This window comes from Cytophagaceae bacterium, assembly GCA_016722655.1.
GTDB lineage: Bacteria > Bacteroidota > Bacteroidia > Cytophagales > Spirosomataceae > Leadbetterella.
On record JADKIR010000004.1, the window covers coordinates 1034866 to 1057277 of the forward strand.

Annotated in this window: 14 protein-coding genes and 1 tRNA gene; 5 read left to right on the top strand and 10 right to left on the bottom strand. The window is 34.2% G+C overall.

Annotated elements, in window-relative coordinates; translation table 11 throughout:
• Nucleotides 1–40: 40 nt before the first annotated feature.
• Both IPP61_05100 and IPP61_05105 read right to left on the bottom strand, forming a co-directional pair.
• Complete coding sequence (locus IPP61_05100; GenBank protein ID MBL0324546.1) at nt 41–343, bottom strand: hypothetical protein; 303 nt, start codon at nt 341–343, stop codon at nt 41–43.
• A gap of 115 nt (nt 344–458) precedes the next feature.
• Nucleotides 459–725, bottom strand: a complete 267-nt coding sequence (locus IPP61_05105) for a LytTR family transcriptional regulator (protein ID MBL0324547.1) — start codon at nt 723–725, stop codon at nt 459–461.
• An 80-nt stretch (nt 726–805) separates the two neighbouring features.
• Between IPP61_05105 and IPP61_05110 the strand changes: the two genes are divergently transcribed.
• Entirely contained in the window at nt 806–1633 is an 828-nt protein-coding gene (locus IPP61_05110; GenBank protein ID MBL0324548.1) for a hypothetical protein, read from the top strand.
• A gap of 8 nt (nt 1634–1641) precedes the next feature.
• Here IPP61_05110 and IPP61_05115 read toward each other — a convergent pair whose 3' ends face one another.
• Nucleotides 1642–2868, bottom strand: a complete 1227-nt coding sequence (locus IPP61_05115; protein ID MBL0324549.1) for a site-specific integrase — start codon at nt 2866–2868, stop codon at nt 1642–1644.
• A 369-nt stretch (nt 2869–3237) separates the two neighbouring features.
• Between IPP61_05115 and IPP61_05120 the strand changes: the two genes are divergently transcribed.
• A complete protein-coding gene (locus IPP61_05120; protein ID MBL0324550.1) occupies nt 3238–3870 on the top strand; it encodes a hypothetical protein in 633 nt (210 codons plus the stop codon).
• Nucleotides 3871–3883: 13 nt separating this feature from the next.
• Here IPP61_05120 and IPP61_05125 read toward each other — a convergent pair whose 3' ends face one another.
• Nucleotides 3884–5278, bottom strand: coding sequence for an MBL fold metallo-hydrolase (locus tag IPP61_05125; protein MBL0324551.1), 1395 nt, complete (start codon nt 5276–5278; stop codon nt 3884–3886).
• Nucleotides 5279–5451: 173 nt separating this feature from the next.
• Nucleotides 5452–6966 (bottom strand): bifunctional phosphoribosylaminoimidazolecarboxamide formyltransferase/IMP cyclohydrolase, encoded by a 1515-nt coding sequence (gene purH / locus IPP61_05130; protein MBL0324552.1) that lies wholly within the window; start codon nt 6964–6966, stop codon nt 5452–5454.
• A 435-nt stretch (nt 6967–7401) separates the two neighbouring features.
• On the opposite strand from purH, the gene IPP61_05135 reads away from it, so the two are divergent.
• Nucleotides 7402–9084: an amino acid permease gene (locus IPP61_05135; GenBank protein ID MBL0324553.1), complete on the top strand. Its 1683-nt coding sequence runs from the start codon at nt 7402–7404 to the stop codon at nt 9082–9084.
• Nucleotides 9081–9983: an SMP-30/gluconolactonase/LRE family protein gene (locus tag IPP61_05140; GenBank protein MBL0324554.1), complete on the top strand. Its 903-nt coding sequence runs from the start codon at nt 9081–9083 to the stop codon at nt 9981–9983. Before IPP61_05135 ends, IPP61_05140 begins: the two co-directional genes overlap by 4 nt.
• 1 nt (nt 9984) lies before the next feature.
• Here the strand turns inward: IPP61_05140 and IPP61_05145 are convergent, their stop codons facing one another.
• From IPP61_05145 to IPP61_05155, 3 genes are all read right to left on the bottom strand, one after another.
• Nucleotides 9985–10494 (bottom strand): phosphoheptose isomerase, encoded by a 510-nt coding sequence (locus IPP61_05145; protein ID MBL0324555.1) that lies wholly within the window; start codon nt 10492–10494, stop codon nt 9985–9987.
• A 195-nt stretch (nt 10495–10689) separates the two neighbouring features.
• On the bottom strand, nt 10690–11577 hold the full coding sequence (gene era / locus IPP61_05150; GenBank protein MBL0324556.1) for a GTPase Era: 888 nt from the start codon (nt 11575–11577) through the stop codon (nt 10690–10692).
• The gene (locus IPP61_05155; GenBank protein MBL0324557.1) at nt 11574–13496 is read right to left on the bottom strand and encodes a sulfatase-like hydrolase/transferase; all 1923 of its coding nucleotides are present in this window, start codon (nt 13494–13496) and stop codon (nt 11574–11576) included. Before IPP61_05155 ends, era begins: the two co-directional genes overlap by 4 nt.
• A gap of 151 nt (nt 13497–13647) precedes the next feature.
• On the opposite strand from IPP61_05155, the gene IPP61_05160 reads away from it, so the two are divergent.
• Nucleotides 13648–13720 (top strand) — tRNA-Met (locus tag IPP61_05160).
• Nucleotides 13721–13872: 152 nt separating this feature from the next.
• Here the strand turns inward: IPP61_05160 and IPP61_05165 are convergent.
• Nucleotides 13873–18123 carry a T9SS type A sorting domain-containing protein gene (locus tag IPP61_05165; GenBank protein MBL0324558.1) on the bottom strand — a complete coding sequence of 1417 codons (4251 nt, stop codon included), beginning with the start codon at nt 18121–18123 and terminating at the stop codon, nt 13873–13875.
• A gap of 11 nt (nt 18124–18134) precedes the next feature.
• Nucleotides 18135–22412, bottom strand: a complete 4278-nt coding sequence (locus IPP61_05170; GenBank protein ID MBL0324559.1) for a T9SS type A sorting domain-containing protein — start codon at nt 22410–22412, stop codon at nt 18135–18137.

The window sequence follows — 22412 nt, forward strand, 5'->3', positions numbered from 1 at the left end:
GGTGCAGCATAAATGTCAGTACCAGAGTGATTATAACCACTTACGTCATATGTATGTGTTCCACAATTATAATCTTGTGTTTGTCCATAGGAGGGGTTGTGATCAAAATAGGCAGAAATTCCCCAAACACTTGGATCATTAAATCCTGTTGCTTGTTGAACAGGCCAGTCAAAAAGAACCGGATTGGTAGAAAAATTTGGTTTGGATTTTGAAGATTATAAGCGGTTATAGCTTCTCTAATTACTTTAGAGAAATCTTTAGGGGGAATACAAATAAGCTGACCTTTAGAGTTTTGTGAAAAACTTAAAAATGGTAATAATAAAAAAAATAAAAGTTTTTGCATCAGTAAAAAATCAATGTTGTACTAAAAATAGGTTTGTAGTTTTTATATCTAACTGATGGCTATTTCGCAGAATAACAAACCTAATGAAAATAAAGTATGAAATGAAAAATATTTATTATTCGGTGTTAGGTTCAAAAGACCTCCTCCTAGACACAGGTAACCTTTTACCATTTTGAAGCAAAACTTCAAATTCAGTGTAAGAAATTACATGCCTTCGATTTACCAAATAGCGACGGTGTATGCGGGAAAAAGCTTTATGAGTTTGTAATATTTTTTCAAAATGTTTTAGTGTGTATGATTGCATTTGTTTTCTCCCATCATTGAAATGAAAAATGGTATAATTTGCTGAAGCTTCTAGATACTGTATTTCTGAGCAGTTCATTTAGATTTTTTGTTGTTTCTTCAAAAATATATACACTTATATATTAAATTTGACTGCCAATCAGTCAAATCCAAATAATAATGGAAAATAAATCCTTTTTACAAATTGCACTAGAGCAATTAGAAAAACTATATCCCCAAAATGCTGATTATAAGCCTTTGGTGGATGAAAGAACTCAAGTTTCAGAGATTCAAAACTTAAAATTCACTGTCAAGTATGAACAATTTTTTTTCGTATTAAATCTCGTAAGTAGAAAAATTGAACATGCTAACGGTCTTTCTGAATGGATGGGATATGCTGACGGCCAGTTTGGACTTTTTGATTATTTTAAAATCATCCACCCCAGACATTTGCAAACTCTCAATTTGAACGCTACTTCAGCATTTGACACTGCAAATTCTGAGGAGTTTGATTTGAAATTCATGCACCAGAAAATTGTTATTCAGCTGCCACTTTTGCACCAAAATGGCAAATATTATTTAACCAAAAGAACACTTTATCCTTTTCAGATAGATAAAAGTGGCAAAGTATTATCCTATCTGAATCACTTTGTGTTACTTAAAGAATATCAGGAATTTGACGTATTAGATATTAGAGTTGGAAAAGAAAATCAAATCATCGCTCAATCGGAAGAAAATGCCTTAAAGAAAAATCAGAGCGAAAACCTTGATAAAATAATACAGGATTTAGGTTTAAATGAGCGTGAGTATTCTATACTTAAACTATTAGCAAATAATCCAAAACTTAAACACAAAGAAATTGCAAATATTTTAGGTGAAAATATTATTACTATTCAAAAAACTGATAGCAAAAGAATTTTAAATAAGGTGAGGGAGTATTTTCAGATTGAAGCATTTTCAAACCTTAAAGAAGTTGCCCTGTTTATGAAACGAGAAGGTATTTTGTGACACTAATTTCACAAATTCAAACTAGCCTCATATTTAACAGAATCATCAAATGAGTCCAAATAAACCTGAGTTATAGCTTCAGATTTATGCCCCATCATTTCGCTAATTATGGCAGTACTTACGTTTGATTTTTTCAAAGCAGTGGCGAAGCTGTGTCGGGCAACGTATGTGGTTACATTGAGGTTTTCGTCTAAGCCAGCCATTTTGCAGAGGTCTTTCAACTTAGCATTTACCATCCTTTGGGTTTTCTTCAGTCTATTAGCAACAGTCATGGGTTTAATATGAACATTTTTGTCAAGAAAGGGGAAAATAAAGTTTTCATTTCCATGTGTAAGACATTTATATTTTTCAACTATTTCGACAGCCTTTGGAGGTAATGAGATTGTCATTTTTTTCCCTGTTTTACTTCTTACGTAGTCCATTATTAATCCATTGGGACCAACCCTTAGGTTTTTCCATTTTAACAAGGCTACATCCTTGAAATTGGTTCCGGAACTATAATAGCTGAACATAAAGAAGTCTTGTGCTAGGGATATAGGCGAGTTGAAAATTGTATTAATTTCTTCTATCTTCCTTACATCATCTTTGGAAATTGCCCTTTTTTCAGTTTCATTTTTTAGGTGTGAAATTGAATATTCTTCAAAAGGATTATCCTCTTTGGGGAATACTTCAGCCTCAATAGCTTTATTAATAGTTGCCCTGAGTGTCCTAAAGTAAACACTCATACTATTAGGATTAAGACCCTCAGATCTTAAATGAAGCTCAAATTTGGTGAGAAAAGATTTTTTGATGTCTGTAAACTGTAATTTCTTTTCACCCATGTATTTCTTTAAAACTCTTTTTAAATCATAATAAACCCTTGAATTGCCAATCTTACCATTTGCTTTTAAATCATTAATTATTTGGTCCAGAAAATCAAAAACAGATAGTTTATTAACTTGCTTTACAAGTTTTGTTTTTACATCCTGGGAAGAAAAGCTTTTGTTTTCATTTTCGACCTTTATAAGTGCTTTATTGGCTTCCATCTTTTTTGAGTCAATCAAAACACAAAGTTCCGCATACAAAGGATGCTTTCTCTTTGGTAATTCTTTTTTGATATCCCAAAGCTCTTTACTACAACTATGCCCTATCGAAATGTATTTAGTTTTCCTGTCTTTGATAATTCTTACCATTATTGGATGCTCACCATTTTTGAGAGTTTTCGAAGTAAATAATACGATGTTAGTTGACGCCATTTTATATTTTGTTTATTTCTGGTTTAAACATAGTTTAAACAAATGTATAAAAAATTGAAATACACTTCAAAATATTGCAAAAAATAAAATTATAAAATACTTATTTTCAATATTTTACAAAATTTCAAAAAATATTAAAAAATAATGTATTACTGCCTTACAAGCAGAGGGTCGGGGGTTCGAATCCCTCAACTCCCACGAAAGTCTTCGAGAAATCGAAGACTTTTTTTATGTTCCAAAATTAGATTTACATTTTTTTCTAAAAAAAACCACCTAATAAAAATCATTTTAAAAAAATTGACGTTTAAATTAAAATAAGGTTTTAAGCCAAATATTTTTCTCAACAAAACGTACATTTTTTTTTAATCAATGAAAAAAACAATTTTATCCGCAATTTTTATTCTGCTTTCAACTTTTTCCTTTGCACAAAAAGATTGGAAATTTGTAAAAAATACTGAAGGGATTAAAGTTTATAACAAAAAGGTGGGCAGCCTTAAAGATGTCAAAATTGAACTGACTTTTGATTGTGAAATGAGTACTTTGATAGAAGTATTGATGGATATCCCTAATTTTCCGAAATGGATTTACAAAGTAAATTATTCAAAATTTATAAAAAATGTCGGTCACAATCAGCGATTGTATTATAATCAGATCGATATGCCATGGCCTGTCAAAGACCGTGATTTGGTAGGGATGAGTAAAATAACCCAAAACCCTGTTACTAAAGAGGTAATTTTGGAAGATATTGGACAAAATAAAGGAATGCCCCTCAATCCGGATTATTTGAGAGTCACTGATTTTCATGCAAAATGGGTCTTTACGCCAACTTCAAACGGCATCAAAGGTGTTTACACCCTTCACTCTGACCCGGCAGGAGAACTACCGGACGTGGTTATTAACATGTTTGTAGATGAGGGCCCTGTCAACTCAATGAAGGCCTTGAAGAAAATGATTAAAGAAAAAAAATATATCCAATCCAGCAGCCATGGAATAATAAATTGAGCTGTAATTGGTTTTACAATTCAATCCCCTCTCCTTGTGCAGGAATCACTACATTTTTAAAGCCCTCTGCTTCCAGTTTTTTCTTGAATTCGGTCTGGGTTTCTATTTCGCCATGTACCAAAAACAGTTTTTTCACTTTCTGTGGATCCTGACATTTGAGTAACCCAATCATTTCAGAATAATCGGCGTGTGCTGAAAAAGAATCCATAATGGCAATTTCGGCTTTTACAAATTTCTCCTCACCAAAAATCTTCACTATAGGTTCTCCGGATTTGAGTTGTTGGCCAAGTGAATTTGGCGAGCAATAACCCACCATAAGTATTGTGTTTCTGGCATTTTCCACATTATTGGCAATATGATGTTTAATTCTGCCCGCCTCTGCCATTCCGGATGCCGAAATAATAATGCAAGGTTTGTCATAATTGTTTAGAGCCTTTGAATCATTTACTTCTGTGATATAATGGAGATTATTGAACCCAAAAGCATCACCATCACGCTCAATATATTTCAGTATTTCCGGGTTAAAATCTTCTCTGTGACGTTTCATGACCATCGTGGCCTGTACTGCGAGCGGGCTATCAACATAAACCGGTATGTGCGGTAATTTACCTTCGTTTTCCAATTGATCTAAGGCATATACCAGCTCCTGGGTGCGGTCAACCGCAAATGCCGGGATAATAAGTTTGCCTCTTTTTTTTACACATGTTTTATGCACAATTTCGAGTAGGTGTGCCTTCATGTCAACTTCGGGTTCGTGAAGGCGATTCCCATAAGTGGACTCACAAATAATATAATCTGCTTGAGGGAATTCGGCTGGGCTAGAAAGAATTTTATCATTTGGCCTGCCAATATCTCCGGTAAAATATAGCTTTTTGGTGTGATGGTCTTCTTCAAAATCAATCATGATACCTGCACTTCCTAAAATATGCCCGGCATTGTAATATTCTACTTTTATGCCTTCTTCAAGATAAAAAGGTATGTTGAGATGTATTTCCTGAAAAAGCGACATGGCCTTTTCTACGTCCTCTTCTTCATAGAGTAGTTCAAGAGTTTCTTCACCTCTTTTTTTTCTTCTTTTATTCACACGCTCCAAATCTCTTTCCTGAATACGGGCCGAATCAAGCAACATTATCTGGCAAAGACTTTTGGTGGCTTCGGTACAGAAGATTTGCCCCGAAAAGCCCAGTTTTACCAGTCGGGGGATCAATCCGGAATGGTCGATATGAGCATGTGAAAGCAAAAGATAATCTATTTCTTTGGGATTGAATCCAAATTTCAGGTTGAGCTCACTGGTATTAATACCCTGAAACATGCCACAATCCAGCAGGATTTTAGTGCCTTTTTGGGTTGTAATGAGATGTTTACTTCCTGTTACTCTTTGTGCTGCTCCGTAGAATTGGACTTTCATATATTAATATTTTTTTTGAATCTAAGATTTCTTTGCAAAATAATCATTTGTAACAAAAATTGAATATAAAAATAGTAAAGACGTCACTCTATTTAAAAAATTCAAAATAATACACATAAAAAAGCAGAAACCTCGGGAGGAGATTTCTGCCAATATTTAAAACTAAACTTTTATTAATGTAGAAAGTGCCTCACTCCTGTCATAACCATTGCCATATTGTGCTGATTACAATAATCAATTGACAATTGATCTTTGATAGAGCCACCGGGCTGAACAACCGCTTTAATACCGGCCAGGTCAGCGATTTCAACACAGTCGGGGAAAGGGAAAAATGCTTCTGAGGCCATAACGGCACCATTTAGATCAAATCCAAATTCTTTAGCTTTATCAATAGCTTGTTTAAGAGCATCTACACGGGAGGTTTGTCCAACCCCACTTGCAAGCAGTTGCCCATCTTTTGCCAAAACCACATTATTTGACTTCAAATGCTTACATATTTTCAATGCAAATTCCAGAGCCAGATTTTCAGAATCAGTCGGTATCCTATCTGTAACTACCTTAAAATCTTCTGTTTTTTCGGTTGACAGGTCCTTGTCTTGTTCCAAAACTCCATTTAAAAGTGTTCTAAACTGCTTTTTGGATGTTTTAACTTCTTTCCTGAGCAATAACCGACGGTCTTTTTTCTTTTTCAAAACAGCAAGTGCTTCTTCATCTATAGAAGGTGCTATCAAAATCTCGAAGAAAAGCTTGTGTAATTCCTCTGCTGTAGCCAAATCCACGTTTTCATTGGTGATTATCACACCCCCAAACGCTGAAACAGGGTCACAGGCGAGAGCATTGAGATAAGCTTCCTTCGAAGTATCAGCAGTAGCAACCCCACAAGCATTGTTATGTTTTACGATAACATAGGTTAGTTTTTCAAATTCGTCAATCAACCTTACGCAAGCGTCAACATCCATGAGGTTGTTGTACGAAAGCTCTTTACCGTGCAATTGAGTGAACATTTCATCGAGGTTTCCGTAAAAAGTGGCCGCCTGATGTGGGTTTTCACCATAACGCAATGGTGTTTGGTGAGCCGCACGGAAATTGCCACCATCGTCAATTCCGGCAAAATAGGCATGGATGGCCGAATCATAATGTGAACTGGTACCAAAAGCTAGTTTAGCATATCTTTTTCTGTCTTCCAGGTCGGTGCTGCAGTTTTTTGCAGAAAGAATTTCGAAAACATCGTCATATTGAGTTCTTGAAGAAACGATCAGCACGTCGTTGAAGTTTTTGGCGGCTCCCCTTATCAAAGCTATGCCTCCAATATCGATTTTTTCAATGATGTCGTCTTCCGATGCTCCTGAAGCTACGGTTTCTTCGAAAGGATATAAATCTACTATCACCAAATCAATAGCCGGAATCTCTAACTCAGCTGCTGTTTTTACGTCATCTTCATTATCTCTGCGGTGCAATATTCCACCAAATACTTTTGGGTGTAGGGTTTTAACTCTTCCTCCAAAAATTGAAGGATAAGAAGTCAGGTCTTCAACGGCAGTTACCGGAATGCCCATTTCTTCGATGAAGGTCTGAGTTCCACCTGTAGAATAGATTTTTACGTCATTTTTATGAAGCAACTCTACGATTTTGCCGAGACCATCTTTGTAAAAAACCGAAATGAGAGCCGATTGAATTTTCTTTGACATGCTGTATTTTGAAATTTTCTGCAAAAGTACTTATTAAAAAAGCAATCGCAATTTTGAATTCTTTTTTTTCGAAAAAAAATAACTGATATCAATATTAGAATTGGATATTCAAAGCCTAAACTGAAAAGGTTGGGCGGTGTTAAAAATTTAACTCTCAAAACAGGATCTATCTCTGATTTTGGAGGAAATAAATATACGCCTTAATTTTTTTAGAAATAATCAAATTATTGATTTTAAACCCGATTTCCCAACAAAGGAATATCGGGTTTTTTGTTTTCGTAGAATTTTTTATGAAATATTTTAAAATAATTCTATCAAAAAAACTATCCAGGGGAAATCTCCTGCTACTTTTTTAATGTTTTTTTCAAAAAAATTGATGGACTGTGAAATTTTGATAATTTTACATGATTATCACAAACCCTAAACCCAATTGATATGTCATTATCATTATTTAGAAGGAAAAATATCTCTCAGGCGATAAAAGATGCGGAAGTAGAAAATGGAGAAAATTCCCTGGCCAAAATTTTGACAGTTAAAGATTTGACATTTTTTGGGATTGCTGCTATTATTGGTGCCGGGATATTCAGCACAATAGGCCGGGCAAGCTTCAATGGAGGCCCAGCTGTTTCACTTTTATTTATTTTCACTGCTGTTGCTTGCGTTTTTACTGCTCTCAGTTATGCCCAGTTTGCCTCTACTGTTCCGGTTAGTGGCAGTGCTTATACTTATGCCTACGTTACATTTGGTGAGTTGTTTGCCTGGATTATCGGTTGGGCTCTGGTTTTGGAATATGCCGTTTCAAATATGGTTGTGGCTATTTCATGGTCCGAATATTTTGTTAGTATGCTGGAAAACATCTTCCGGATACATTTTCCACGTTGGTTGGCAATTGATTTTGGTACAGCAAGATCTGCTTTTTTTGAATTAGAAAAAGCAATGCAAAACGGGACTTTGGCAGAGGTTACTCCTAATGTTAAAATCCTCGCTCAGGCATTTTCAGATGCTCCAGAAATTTTAGGCCTTAAAATTTTATTTAATCTTCCTGCCGGATTAATAACCGTACTTATTACATGGTTGATTTATATAGGCATTAAAGAATCAAGAAACGCTTCAAATATTTTAGTGATAATAAAACTTGCCGTAATTTTCCTCGTGATTATTGGGGGTGTATTTTATGTAAAAACCGAAAACTGGATTCCTTTTGCACCTAATGGTTCAAAAGGAGTATTGTTGAGCGTAGCTTCCGTATTTTTTGCTTTTATTGGCTTTGATTCCATTTCTACAACTGCAGAAGAATGCAAAGATCCTCAAAAGGATTTGCCAAGAGCGATGATCATTACTTTGATAATTGTTACGATTCTTTATGTAGCAATAACACTGGTACTTACCGGAATGGTAAATTATACTGAATTACAAGTTAATGATCCGCTTGCTTATGTATTCGAAAAAGTAAACTTAAACTGGTTTGCAGGAATCATATCTGTAAGTGCCGTGGTTGCAATAACGAGTGCCCTTTTGGCATATCAGGTGGGTCAACCCAGAATCTGGATGGTGATGAGTCGGGATGGTTTGCTACCAAAAAAGTTTTCCAAGATTCACCCAAAATACAAGACACCAGCGTTTGCCACCATTGTTACCGGATTTTTTGTGGGAGTCCCTTCTATGTTTATGAATATGCAGTTTTTTATTGACCTTACAAGCGTGGGTACTTTTTTCGCCTTTATTTTGGTAAGTGGGGGCATCTTATACATGGACCACAACGGCCTCAGTAAAACGTCTAAATTTAAAGTACCTTATGTAAATGGAAAGTACATAATTCTTCCGGCATTGATTATTGGCTTGTGGTGGACTCATCAAAATACTGACGGAATATTTGCTCATTTTGCAGACAAACCTTTAATAGTAGTATTTTGGCTTGCATGGCTGGGGCTGGGGCTAGGTTCGTTGAAATTCAATTTCTCTCTTTTGCCTATTTTAGGAATTCTCACTAATTTATATCTGATGTCAGAATTGGGTTGGACCAACTGGGCCATGTTTTTGGGTTGGCTGGCTATTGGCTCAGTAATTTATTTTCTATACGGTTATAAACATTCGAAATTGGCAAAATCAAAACCATGAAATTTACATTTATACCCATTCTAATAATATTGGCTTCATTGTTTACAGAATCTTTTTCTCAGGATTTTGAGAATATTTCTTTAATTAAAAAAGGAGCAAATCTTAACAAAATTTCCAACCAATTTAAATTTACCGAAGGTCCGGCAACTGATAAAAAAGGAAATGTTTATTTTACTGATCAACCCAACAATACGATCTGGAAATACGATACCAAAGGGAATCTTTCTTTATTTCTTGAAAATTCAGGAAGATCAAATGGGCTATATTTTGATAAAAATGGAGTTTTGCATTCCTGTGCTGATGAAAAAAATCAGATTTGGGCAATAGATGCAAAAGGAAATCATACTGTTTTGTTAGAAAATTTTGAAGGAAAACTTCTCAATGGTCCCAATGACCTCTGGATTGATGCAAACGGAGGTATTTATTTTACAGACCCCTTTTATCCAAGAGAATATTGGAAAAGAAAAAATCAGGAAATCGAAGGAAAAAGATTGTATTATTTACCCAAAAACTCAAAAACCGCTATTATTCTGGATGCCGACTATAATCAACCCAATGGAATTGTTGGTAGTGGTGACGGAAAATATCTTTATGTCGCTGATATCGGTGCCAGTAAAACCTACCGCTATGACATTACCGGAATCGGGCAAATCACAAACAGACAACTGTTTGCCGAAATGGGCTCAGACGGCATGACAACCGATACTGGAGGGAATCTGTATTTGACCGGAAAAGGGGTTACAATTTTTGATAAAACCGGAAAAAAAATAGGAAATATTCCGGTTCCCGCCGGTTGGACAGCTAACGTAACTTTCGGAGGCAAAAAACGTAATTTGCTTTTTATTACCGCTCTGGAATCAGTTTATACTCTGGAAATGAATGTAAAAGGGGCGAATTAAATCACCTCCCAAAATCATCCTGAACTCTCACGATATCGTCCTCGTTTGACGGGTTTTCTTTGTCGGTATGTTGCCATATCTCGGCTACCACGCCGTATCCGTCGGCACCAAGTAAACGATGACGCTCACCGCATTTAAGATTTATTACTTGTCCTACACTCAGGGGAAGAGGAATCGTCTCTTTGTCAGTATCAGAAATCACCACACCTGCTACGCCCGCAATCAGCTTCCATATTTCGGCTCTGCGGTGGTGATATTGCCAGGACAGTCTTTTTTGAGGTGCTACTACCAAAATTTTGGGGCTAAGTTTTTCAAATCCGGCAAAATCTTCGAGACTCAAATGGCTGAAAAATTTCGCGATAAATGCCGGTGCCTGCGATTCGTCAATTACAAAAAAACCACCCCAGGGTCTCTGGTGGTCGGTGGACACAACCTTGAATCCTTCTGTATCTAAAAATGCCTGAATTGACTCAAAGACTTCCGACTTATCAATATTTGCTGCTGTTTTCATTTTCTAATTTTGCACTTTTTCAGTGCTTTTTTGCTATTTTTTTTACAAATAAATGAAAATATTATTATACAAAAAACGGTAATTATTTCTATTCACCCAAATTATGAATCAGCGGGCACATTGGTCTATTTTTGACCGTAAATAATTCCTCAGGAATTTTATTCCACATTAATGAATAATTCAATTCAGGGCCTTTCAATACCCAAATCTCTCCAATTTTTGCTTTTTTTGCCTCCAGTTGGGTTCTACTTTGATGTATTGTTCCAGAAAAACTTTTTTTCCAAAAAATTGCTCCATTTCCTGACGGGCTTCAATCCCGACTTTTTTGATTCTCTCACCTTTATGCCCCAGTAAAATTGCCCTTTGGGTGGCTCGTTCCACATATATTTCAGAGTATATTTTGATGAGATCATAAGTTTCCTTAAACTCCGTTACCACCACTTCACAACTATACGGCACTTCTTTTTTATAATTCAAAAATATCTTTTCCCGTACAATTTCGGCAGCAAAAAACCGCTCTGGTTTATCTGTAAGTTCATCTTTAGGGAAATATGGCGGATGCTCAGGCAAAAAATCCAATACCTGATTTAATAATAAATCGATACCAACATTATTGAGTGCCGAAATCTTCAGGATTTTTGTGGGATTGAGTATAGTTTTCCAATGCTCTTCTTTTTCTGTAATAGCCTCCTCGCTCGCCAAATCAATTTTATTGATAATCAAAATTATTGGGCTCTCGCATTTCTGAAGCTTCTGTATCACGTCTTCTTCATCGTATTTTTCATAGATATCGGTCACAAAAAGCACCACATCGGCATCTTCAATACTTCCATGCACAAACTCCATCATGGCAGTATGCAGCTCATATTGTGGTTTTATAATACCCGGGGTATCACTGTACACCAATTGAAAATCAAAATCCGGAGTTTCACCGTTTACAATTCCCATTATCCGGTGGCGTGTGGTCTGAGCTTTGGAGGTGATGATACTGAGTTTTTCACCCACCAACTGGTTCATCAGGGTTGATTTCCCTACATTTGGCTTTCCGATAATACTTATAAATCCCGCCCGGTGTTGCTTCATTTTGCTTTAAGTTTGTTTTCGATGAGCCTGTTATTGTATTGTTGCAAAAAACCTTTCATATGCTTCTCCATACTAATCAATTGATTTTTCTCTTTTGCAGAGAGATCTTTTTTTAGATCAAAATCATTTGCAAAATTATACAATCCCATTGGTTTTTCTTTATTAAACACGAGTAATCTGTGGTTTTCAAGCCAATGATAATTTCCAAAATGAAAAACAGAAAAATTGGGTTTGTCATTTTTTAACAGATTTTTTCCAAAAGAAATATTTTCTGTATTCATACCCAGAAACCCAAGAATTGTGGGTGAGATATCGGTTTGTTGAAAAAGCTTTTCTGATTTTTGTGCAGAAATTATTCCGGGCGAATAAAAGAATATCGGAATTCTGAATCTCCCCACCCCTGATTTAAACTTTTTACTCCCTGAAAATGATGAAGTGTGGTCGGCAGTAATTACGAATAGCGTATTATTATACCACGATTGCGTTTTTGCATATTCAAAAAACTTTCTCAACGCATTATCAGTATAAGAAAGCGTTTCAAATATGGGATGTGGGCCTTTCTTAAACTTTCCATTGTATTGCTCAGGAATTCTAAACGGATCATGAGATGAAAGTGTGAAAACCGTGCTAAAAAAAGGAGTTTTGAAAGTACTCAATTTCCTCCCAAAATATTGCAGATACGGCTCGTCCCAAACTCCCCAAATGCCATCAAAGTCTTCAGGCAGGGGATATTCATTTTTCCCGTAATATTGCTCAATCCCGGCAGTTTTGGCAAATGCATCAAATCCCATTGAGCCATTGGGTGCTCCATGAAAAAATGATGTATGATATCCAGCTTGTTTGAGCATTTCGGGTAAGGCGTCAATCTTATTTCCGGAAAATTCCGACAAAACATAAGGATGCTCAAAACTTGGTACACCTGCCCATATTGCCGGCAATGCCTCAATTGATTTTTTCCCGTTGGCAAAACTGTATTCTGAATAAAATGATTTCTGTCTTAAGGAATCAAGAAAAGGGGTAAATCCGCCAGTTTTCCACTCCTGATTAAACAAACCCGAAGCCTCCTCGCTGTAGCTTTCAACGATTATAATCACCACATTCAAAGGTTTTGGGAATTCCTTTTTCTGGATAATTATTGGGTCGAACGCATTTTTCAGACTTTCTTCATCAGAAAAATAATTCATCCGTCCAATTGCATTGCTTTTTATGGTTTTAATAATCGAAAATGGCGTATTTAAAACCAAAGCCACTTGTTGAGGATTACTCACATATTCGCCTACTTGATTAAAATTGAGCGGCCGTGACGAATGGGCCAGGTCACCGCCTCTAAGGATAGCCACAAGTGGGAACAACGATACAATAAATATGTCAACTCTTCGGTGAAAGCTTTTTACGAAAGTTCCCTTTTGTATTTTTTTGAACAGGAATACAAATGAAAGAATCAGAAAAATTCCGGCAAATATTGCTTCGGGATATCCTTTGATAAAACCCGGTATCAATCTGAAAAAATTGTTTATTTCACCCGTCTCCGTGATGTTGGCCCAGGCGCTTCTTCTCAGGTTAAATTTGAAATAGGCGATATCGATACTATTTGCCAATAGCCCCAAAATATTCCCTGCCAAAAAAAGAAAATCAGAGAAAATTTTAACAATCTTATTTCTTAAATTAAAAACTGGAAATATCTGAATAAAAATATAGGGGAGATTGAGAAATGCTATGGTTGTGAGATCAAATCGCAGTCCGCCTTTTAAAATTGGAATTAAATCCGATTTCATTAAAGCTCCAATGGCATCCTGATTAAAATAATAAAAAATCCATCTTGAAATCTGGAACAAAATCAATACTGCCAAAAGCCTGTAAAAAGCCTTAACATAAGTAGTTTGGGAAATACTCTTTAACAGGTTTTTAATCAAATGCAATTTTAATATTATCCCAAAATTAAGTATTTATTATTCTTTCTAAAAATCCGGTAGAAATGATTAAAACTCTTCGGATAATTTTCATAAAACTATATTTTGAAAAAATATTCTTGCAAAAAGAAAAAATTATTGTACCTTTGCAGTCCAATATCGCGGGATGGAGCAGTTGGCAGCTCGTCGGGCTCATAACCCGAAGGTCACAGGTTCGAGTCCTGTTCCCGCTACTAAGGAGGTCAAATGACCTCCTTTTTTTATTTTTAGTCTAAACCCGAAGGTCACTGGTTCGACCGGGGTGGCGTACCACTCCTAAAGTTGGAATATACTTTATTATTTTATAGTATTTAGTTTACCCTTTTAGTTCTATTCAAAAAAGAATTTAATTTCTAACTACAAATCTCTCAACTAATTTGTTTTTACCATCATAATATGTAATGAAATAGATTCCATCTTGAAGATTCGAAATATCTAATATAACTTCTTCCCTATTCTTGGAATTTGGAATTAAATCTAATGCTTGCCCGATAGAATTAGAAATCGAAAAATTCTCCAAATTAAATACTCCTGTCATTTTGATTTTTATAAACTTTTCTGCCGGATTTGGATAAGCTAAAAAATTATTAGGGTTCTCGTTTTCAGATGCCATCAGTAAATCTAATTTCAAAAAATTTGGCCCATTAAAAATGGCTGGTCCACATGAATTGAGGGCATAGAATTTTAGTATTGTTGGACTTGAAATATTCAAAAGTAGTTTTTGCGGACTTGTATTAATGTAAGTATTTGACAAAGTCTTTTTTGAAATGGAGTCAATCACATAAAATGCAAACCCGGAATTAGTGGCTGATTCCACATTTAATTCAACTGCCTTATTAGATTCCAAGTATTTTGGTCCAGTTACTTTAACAATAATTTTTTCAATAATATTTATGAAGTTTGTACTTGTACTACTTTGAACACCTACATCAGAAGAAATCACCCGAAAACGATAATTGTTACCGGACGAAATATTTGTTGGCAAAATGAATTTTATTGGGCTTTGAGTTGAAATAGCACCTGGAATGTCTTTGAAATCAGCTCCTTCTTTATCTGAAATTTGACCGTAAAAAGTGACATTCGGAACAAAGTCACCTGTGTATTTAAAGGGTAAACTAACCGAAGCCCCAGGGCAAAAAGTATAATTCGACATTTCTGGAATATCAATTTTTTTGATAGATGGTTCATTGACCCGAACAATAGATTGGCCAGAAAAAATTGCAGACCCACATTCATTTTTTGCTGAAATAATTTTGTATTCAAAATTATAATTTGGAATAACCTTAATTGAATTTAAGCCAGAACTGTTTAGGACTCCTTTTGAACCGTCGTTTAGTTCATAAGAAACCGGTGTTGAACCTGAAACAACTGCACTTATTAAAGTTGAATTTCCGTTGTTCACTGTGGCATTTCCTGCAAGATTTATATTTGCTTGCGACATAAGTACAAATCCTAATACTGAGGACTGTGAATTATTTTGATACTTTTCAAAATCGGCGGAAATTCCGTAAGACCCTATTTCAAATTCTTCCGGAAAAATAACATCTAATGATTTATTTTCTTTTGCCTTAAATTTTATTAATTCTTTAACAGTAAGGTAGGTATTGGAAACTAATTTTTTTAATTTTACTATGATTATATCCTCATCAGAATAATCACCATTGAGTCCAATGCTGAGAGTTACTTTTTCGCTTTTACAAACCTTATTTTTACTTAATTTAATCGAACTTACATAAGGAGTAACTGACACTGTTACGTTTCCGGAGACTTTTCCAAATCCACAAAAATTATTCAACTGTTGGATTGAATATGTGGTTTTTTTTGTAGGATTAACATTTATATTTGAAATATAATCATAATATCTAATTGACGGGTCTAAAGTTGAATTTATATTGTAAGTATTTGAAATAATAGTTTGGAAGGTGGGAGAACCTGTAAATTCCAGCTTCAAATTAACTGGCTCATAACCGTTTTTTTCAATTATGTCTTTTCCCTCTTTCGTAGAAATTTTCCCAGTTGCCGGTTCAAAAACATTAATAGAACGTTCTTCAGAATAGAATGTGTCTTCCGGATTTTTTGCGACTAATCGGATCTTATATTTATTTGAAGTTTTTAAATCTTTTGGAATTTGAACAATCATCTCATTGCCATCCTGATAAGTTGTTATTTCTTTGAAATTCAAACCGTTTAAATCAGTTAACTCTGCGTAAATTTTGGTGTTTTTTCGAATATAAATTCCTTTGAACGGAATTCTTAACAGTTCTCCTGTACAAACCCCTGAATTAATAGAAGTACTATACTCATCAAAGTAAAGAATTGTAGTAAATGCCTCAATTTTAATTTCACTTTTTAGAGATTGATCCATGTACCCACAAGAGTTGTTTACAGATTCAATCTTAAGAGTTAAATTTTCTTTTGGATATAGCGTAAACCTCTCATATTTATTAATATCACTAAATGAACCGTGAGGTATAGTTCTCACTTCATTATTTAATTTATAATAAATTGGATAACTACCGGATGACCTAAGCTCCAAGTTAAGAGGTTGATTTTTAATTACTTGTTTAAATTTTGTGTTCGAACCGACCCATGGCTTACTATTTATTGTTAAGCTTTTCTCGTCGCTGGCTATTTCTGTATTGCTTATTTTTAAAAAAAATTGATTTGAAACAAATCTGGTACTTGGAGATATATTTAATACAATAGGGCTAGTTTTTCCTTCGGTTAGTTTTATTGTATTATATCCATTTCCGCCAACATTGTATAGTTCTACAACTTCATTTGAACTTAATTCACCTTCTATTGTAAAAGGAATCTTAATGTCTTCCCCTATACAATAGTTTGATTTTTCGATTTGACCGATAATAATATTTCTGTTTTGAGTGCCTTGGAATTTGAAGGAAACAGATTTTGCTGATGGGTTTATTTGCGAAGCCCCACATTCATTTTTAACCTCGGCAAGGCTAAATACCCGATTTTTTTTTGGATTTATCTTAAACTCGTAGGTTCTCAAATTTTTTGAAAAATTCTGATAGTTCAACAAATGTTCCTTGTCGTCAATAATTAATTTCACAGTTGAAGGTTCAAATCCTACACCAGGATTTAATACCAGCCAGCTGCCAAGTGGGTTTGTCCTTATTGAAAGCGAGGATGTGGAAGGTTGGTTAATTTTTATCCTCCTATTAAATGCAATGTGTTCAGTGGTTGGATTTTCTGTAGTAATCATTATTGAATAATATCCACCCTGCATTGGTGGAATCTTAGCAACTAATTTATTATCAATTAATTTTGCTTCAAATTTTGGCTGAACAACATAGCTTTCTTCCCATAAATAGAAATAAATTTTTGATTTGCTATTAAAGGTCATGTTGGTTGTAACTGGTACTTCCAGTGTTTCGCCGACACAATAATTCTTAGATGGAATTGAATCAATGGTTATAAAAGAAGGTAAAGATACATTGACACTATCAATTGTACTTTTTATCGAATTACACTGATCTTTTATTGAAACAAATGAGTTTTTTGCATTTAAATTTATCAAAGGAATTTCAGAATAGTTCTTAGTAAGATAATGACTTTGACCATTTTCAAGAGAAACAACATAAGGTGGCAAACCTTGATTAATATTAACTAATAAGGAAGGAATTATACCGTATTGAGAGTTACCTGTACTAACATTTCCAATAATTGCTTTAGGAGGAATTGAGAACATAATCAGATCACTATAAATTTCTGGATTTGAACCAATTAATTGTAATGAAAATGATTTGCCATATTCGAGATTTTGAGGTAGTGTTGACTCTAAAAACCCTTTTTCATTGAGTTTTGATTCTATCTCTTCCTGATATGTCCCAACAGCTGATTTTATTCTTAATTTGAAAGAATTGGTTTCACCTAAAGTTCCATTTAAGCTATATGAGTAGTGTATTTTTTTCCCAGGACAAGTATAATATAAATTGCTTAACCCTGTAACTAGTAAACCATAGGGATTTGTTTTGATATTTGCTTCACCGGCGGAAATACCCACTCCACATAAGTTTTCGATTTTTTCAATTCTATAATTGAAGGATTTAACTATTAGTTTAGAAACAGTATAAGTTGAGTCATAGGAGCTTGGATAAATAGTATTTAATTTTGTACTATCATTTAAAACCAGGTTAAAACTTCCACCACCAATAATTTTTATTTTTAAATCAACCTTACTAAATGGATTTATCTGAGAAGCACCAACATAACTCAATTTTGCTATAGGTTTTGTGAATATTTTGAAACGATTGGAAGGAATTCCAGTAACTGCAGGGGATGTTGAATTAGCCCTAATCATATAATTCTCTCCAAATGGTAATTCCAATGGAATGATTAAATCAGTTGAAGTTGAATTTATCCGTTTTAATTCCTTAAAATTTTTTCCAAATGCATCTGAAATTTCTATAACAAATTTATTGTCTTCGTTAAAATTGCCTGAAGTCTTTAATTTCAAAGATATAGAAGTTCCTGTACAATATTGGTTTAGAAAGGTTTCTACCAAAACAGAATTTTGCTGAGCATGAGTACAAATTGATATTAAAAGTGCTAAGATAATTTGCAATTTTTTCATCCGTTCTATATTTATAATTTAACGATTTTAAAGTTTGTGTGATTGATAGTTAGATAATAAGTGCCAGATGGAAGATGGGAAATATTTAATTCCTTGCTTTCATAGAAATCTTTTTCAATGATCACTTTACCCAAAGTATTGGTTAGTTTTAGTAAGAATATATTTTCCTTGGCATTAATTTTTAAGATTTCCTGTACAGGATTGGGGAAAACCTCAATGTAGTTGATGAAATGAGGTTCGACTTCTGTTAATAATTCAATTTGTAATTTATTATTCCCAATAACGATTCCAACACCACAATCGGAATTTGAAACTTTAAATAACTTATATACACTTACCCCATTCGGGAACGTGGGTTTAAAGGCAAAATTATACAAGCTGTCTTTTGCCTGAAAAGTTGGAGCTTTAAGGCTATCATTTCCAAATGAAAAGTAAATAGGAAAAGTGCCGGAAAACTTAAGGTTTGCAACAGCATCTTTGGCAGGTTCATATATAAGCTTATTTATTTGAAGTTGCCCAACTGCGGCTATTTTAATAGGTATTGAGGAGTGAAACGCTGAACCAGCAGAAGGTACATTTGATACAACTCTAACTCTGTAATAATCGCCCTGAACTAAATTTGAAGGCAATTCTGCCGTAATCGGACTTGAATTTCCTTTGGTTGGTATATTTATGAAATTGTTTCCATTCAAATCAGATATTTGAACTGAAAAAGCTTCATTTCCTTTAAGAGGCCCTGTGGTCGAAAAATTTACCAAAATGTTCTTTCCAGCACAAATTTTACCATTAACTGGCTGAACGTTAGTAGTTGTAATTAAAAGCGGTTGGGGTTCATTAACAGTAACTGTTATTTGCTTATCTGATTTTGAAGTTCCACAGCTATTAATAAGCTCTTTAATAAAATAATTTGTAGATAACTTTGGTGTTACCGGAATAGAATAGGAATTTGAAGCTTCCATATACTGTACCTTACCTTTTGTACCATCAGAAAGTTCGTAAATAATAGGGAGAGTTCCACTTGATAACTTTAGTACAAGGTTTACTTTTTCCCCGGGATTTGAAATGGTATTTCCCTGAAGATTGCCTAATGGCGGAGCTTCTACCTTAAGTATTTTTCCTAAAAAATTTGAGTTGCTTGCTAAAGCGGGGGCACTAGATTTAATATTGACATAATAATTTCCTGAAGCGAGATCGTTAGGAATCAAAAATTCTTTTGTGAGGCCAGTTAGTTTGGTTTCACCTATTTTTGTAAATACATTATTACTCAGGTTTTGTAATTCAACAGTAATTATATTGTTAGATTCAAAATCACCTGTTGCAGAAAAATCAATTTTAATTTTAGTACCCAAACAAGCCAATTGAGGTATATTATTGAGAACTAAGCTTGCAGCGGCTTTTACATTTACACTTCCCTGGAACTTCCCATACCCACATTCATTATAGGCATATCTAATTGAATAAATAGTACTTGTGTCAGGTGACACGCGTGGATCAGTATAAGAATAGCTGGTGCTGACATTTGTTGCAGGGAATAATCCATACTTAAATCCGAATGCACCATTTAAGTTGATTATTTTGAGCTGAGCTCCTTGTGATTTCTTAGAATAAATAGCAATATCGGAATTATCCTGTGCCACTAATTTGATTTCGGGTTTTTTGTTTATTGAAATTAATATCGGGGTAGATGGGTAACCTGTTTCATTGTTCTCTTTAATTCTTAAATAGAATTTCGGCGAATTTTTAAGGAGACCAACAGGGATTGTTGCCACTAAAAATTCACCTTCAACTTTAGTGGGTAAATCACCATAATTTTGATTATATGATTCTGATATTTGTACTTGAGCATTGAAATTTTGTGGAATATTCCCTTCAAAACCATATCTGATATGAATATTCTCCCCTTCACAGTAATTCAAGTTTGACAAATTCTCTATTATAAATTTGTAAGGTTTTGTATCAATTTTTATTTCACCGGTAGAATTACCTACACCGCACCTGTTAGATATTTTTGAAATGGAAAATATAGTACTTTGTTTGATGAATTTTGAAAAATTATATTCCCCAGACCCGGAGTTGAATACGCTTTGACTTATTTTTTCTCCTGTTGAGAATTCAATGGCCATCTCTGAATAACTCTTAGCTTTAAATTGTAAAATAATTGGAGTTCCCAATATTACTTCTCTTTCGGCTGCACCGAAAAAATTTGCTTTGGGTACATCATCCAAATAAAGAAATAAATCTGGTGAAGAAATTTTCCGTTTTTTATTTGTAACCCTTATTGGCAGTGAGTTATACTCAGAAAAAACTTCCGGAATGCTTATATTAATCTGAAACTTTTTTGATGATCCAAGTTCAATATAATTGGCAACACTATTTTCATATTTTATGGCCTCAACTGTATATACATCACTTGTATCAGACTCTCCATTTACTACAAATGGTACATCAATTGGTTTATTTTTGCAATAAATGGGTTGGTATCCCATATTTAAGGATATAGATTGCTTAAGATTTTGAGGATTTGAAACTTGGACTTTGATTGATTTATTTACTAAAATAGATTTTCCGCAAGCATTTGAAATTTCTTTTATATTATAAGTTGTAGAGCTAATTGGAAATACCCCTGTATTTATAAGACTAAAATCATTTTTGCCATCATTTATTAACAGACTATATGGGATATTTGATGAACCATTAACAACTACTGGAAGATCAAACCTTTTTCCAGCTTCGGAATTGTAAACAGGGTTATTTGGATTAGACAGCGTAAGAGTTGGAGTGGAATTAATGGTTATACTTAAAAACTTTAAACTCTTAATGTTGGGGTTTGTGCTAATTACCCATAAATTTCCAGATGCTGTTTTTCCAGGAAACGGGCTATTTATATGATCAACTCTGAGAGTAGTGTCATTAATAAAATACGCATCAAAGAATAACGAATTGGTAGAAGAATATGAAAATTCAAATTTGAATTTATTATCTGCCGGAAAAGTGCCGAGTTTTTTTATAATTATATCAACCTGACCATTTTCACAAACAGAAATTGGCTTATTGTTCTCACTAATATTGAAGCCCGAAGTAACATTTATATTTGTTTTTCCTTCTACTATAGACGATCTGGTACAGTTTCGGTAAGCGGCACTTGTTATTTTGTAAACATCAGAAAATAAAGGCTCTACGGTGTATTTCTTTATTTTTTCGTCATAGATATTTTCAATATTCGTTATTGGAACCTTATTGGCTTTTTCTGCAACCCAATCAAAATAAGTATTATGATCGGCATTACCACCATATTGAACATTAATTGTTCCTTTTACTCCATAAGGAATATCCAATTTCTCTGTTAATATTTTTACTTTGTAGTTTTGCTCAACACTAAAGGCAAAGTTATTTGTTGATTTACAATATGGGGCTGTTGATTCTAATACTGCATGGAAGTTTTTCCCTTCCATTTCAGGGAGCAACTTATAAGAGTAGGTGTTGTCAGAAACATATTCAAGTGGGAGCCGGATTTCATTGATTTTAGTATTGTTATTTCCGTTTGAATACACATAAAGAAAAAACTTATTTTCTTTGTCAAATGGCCTATCCATATTAAAAGTAACAAAACCTTTGTCTCCCACACAGGCAGGGGATGTAAAATTCAGCCCCATCAATCGAAGATTTATCGGATTAACTTTGACTAATTGCTCGCCCGTAATTTTTCCAATACCACATTCATTTGTAACCTCTTTAACAGAATAAGAGGTGGTCTTTTCAGGATTTAGAATATATGTGTCACCATAAAACGATGATGGGTCTTTGATAACACCTGTGGAGTCATTGAATTTCAAAATAAAGGGCCGTGCTCCCTTCAATAGAGAAATATTTAGAGGAACTTGTTCAAATGAATTGGTTAAAAATTCTCCTAACAAATTCCCGCTAATTAAAAACTTAAAATATACATTAGCACTCCAGGGGCTTTGGACTATAGGGTCTGTAGAAACCACTCTTAATTTGCCGAATGTATTAGAAATGGTGTCAGGGATTATAATTGGTATTTGGTTCAAGCCTGACTCCTCTGAAACTGTAATTATTTTGGTTTCGGTGTTAGAGCTTCCTGATTTTTTATAATTATATGAAAGCTCTATTTTAAATTTATTATTCGATCCAAATGCACCAGTGGAAGTGAAGTTTATGACGTTTTTTTTAGAAGTACAGAGGTCTCCTGAAGGATTTTGAATACTTAATGTTTGTGAAAATGTTATTGTTGGAATTACCAGAATAAATAATATAAATAATCTATGCAT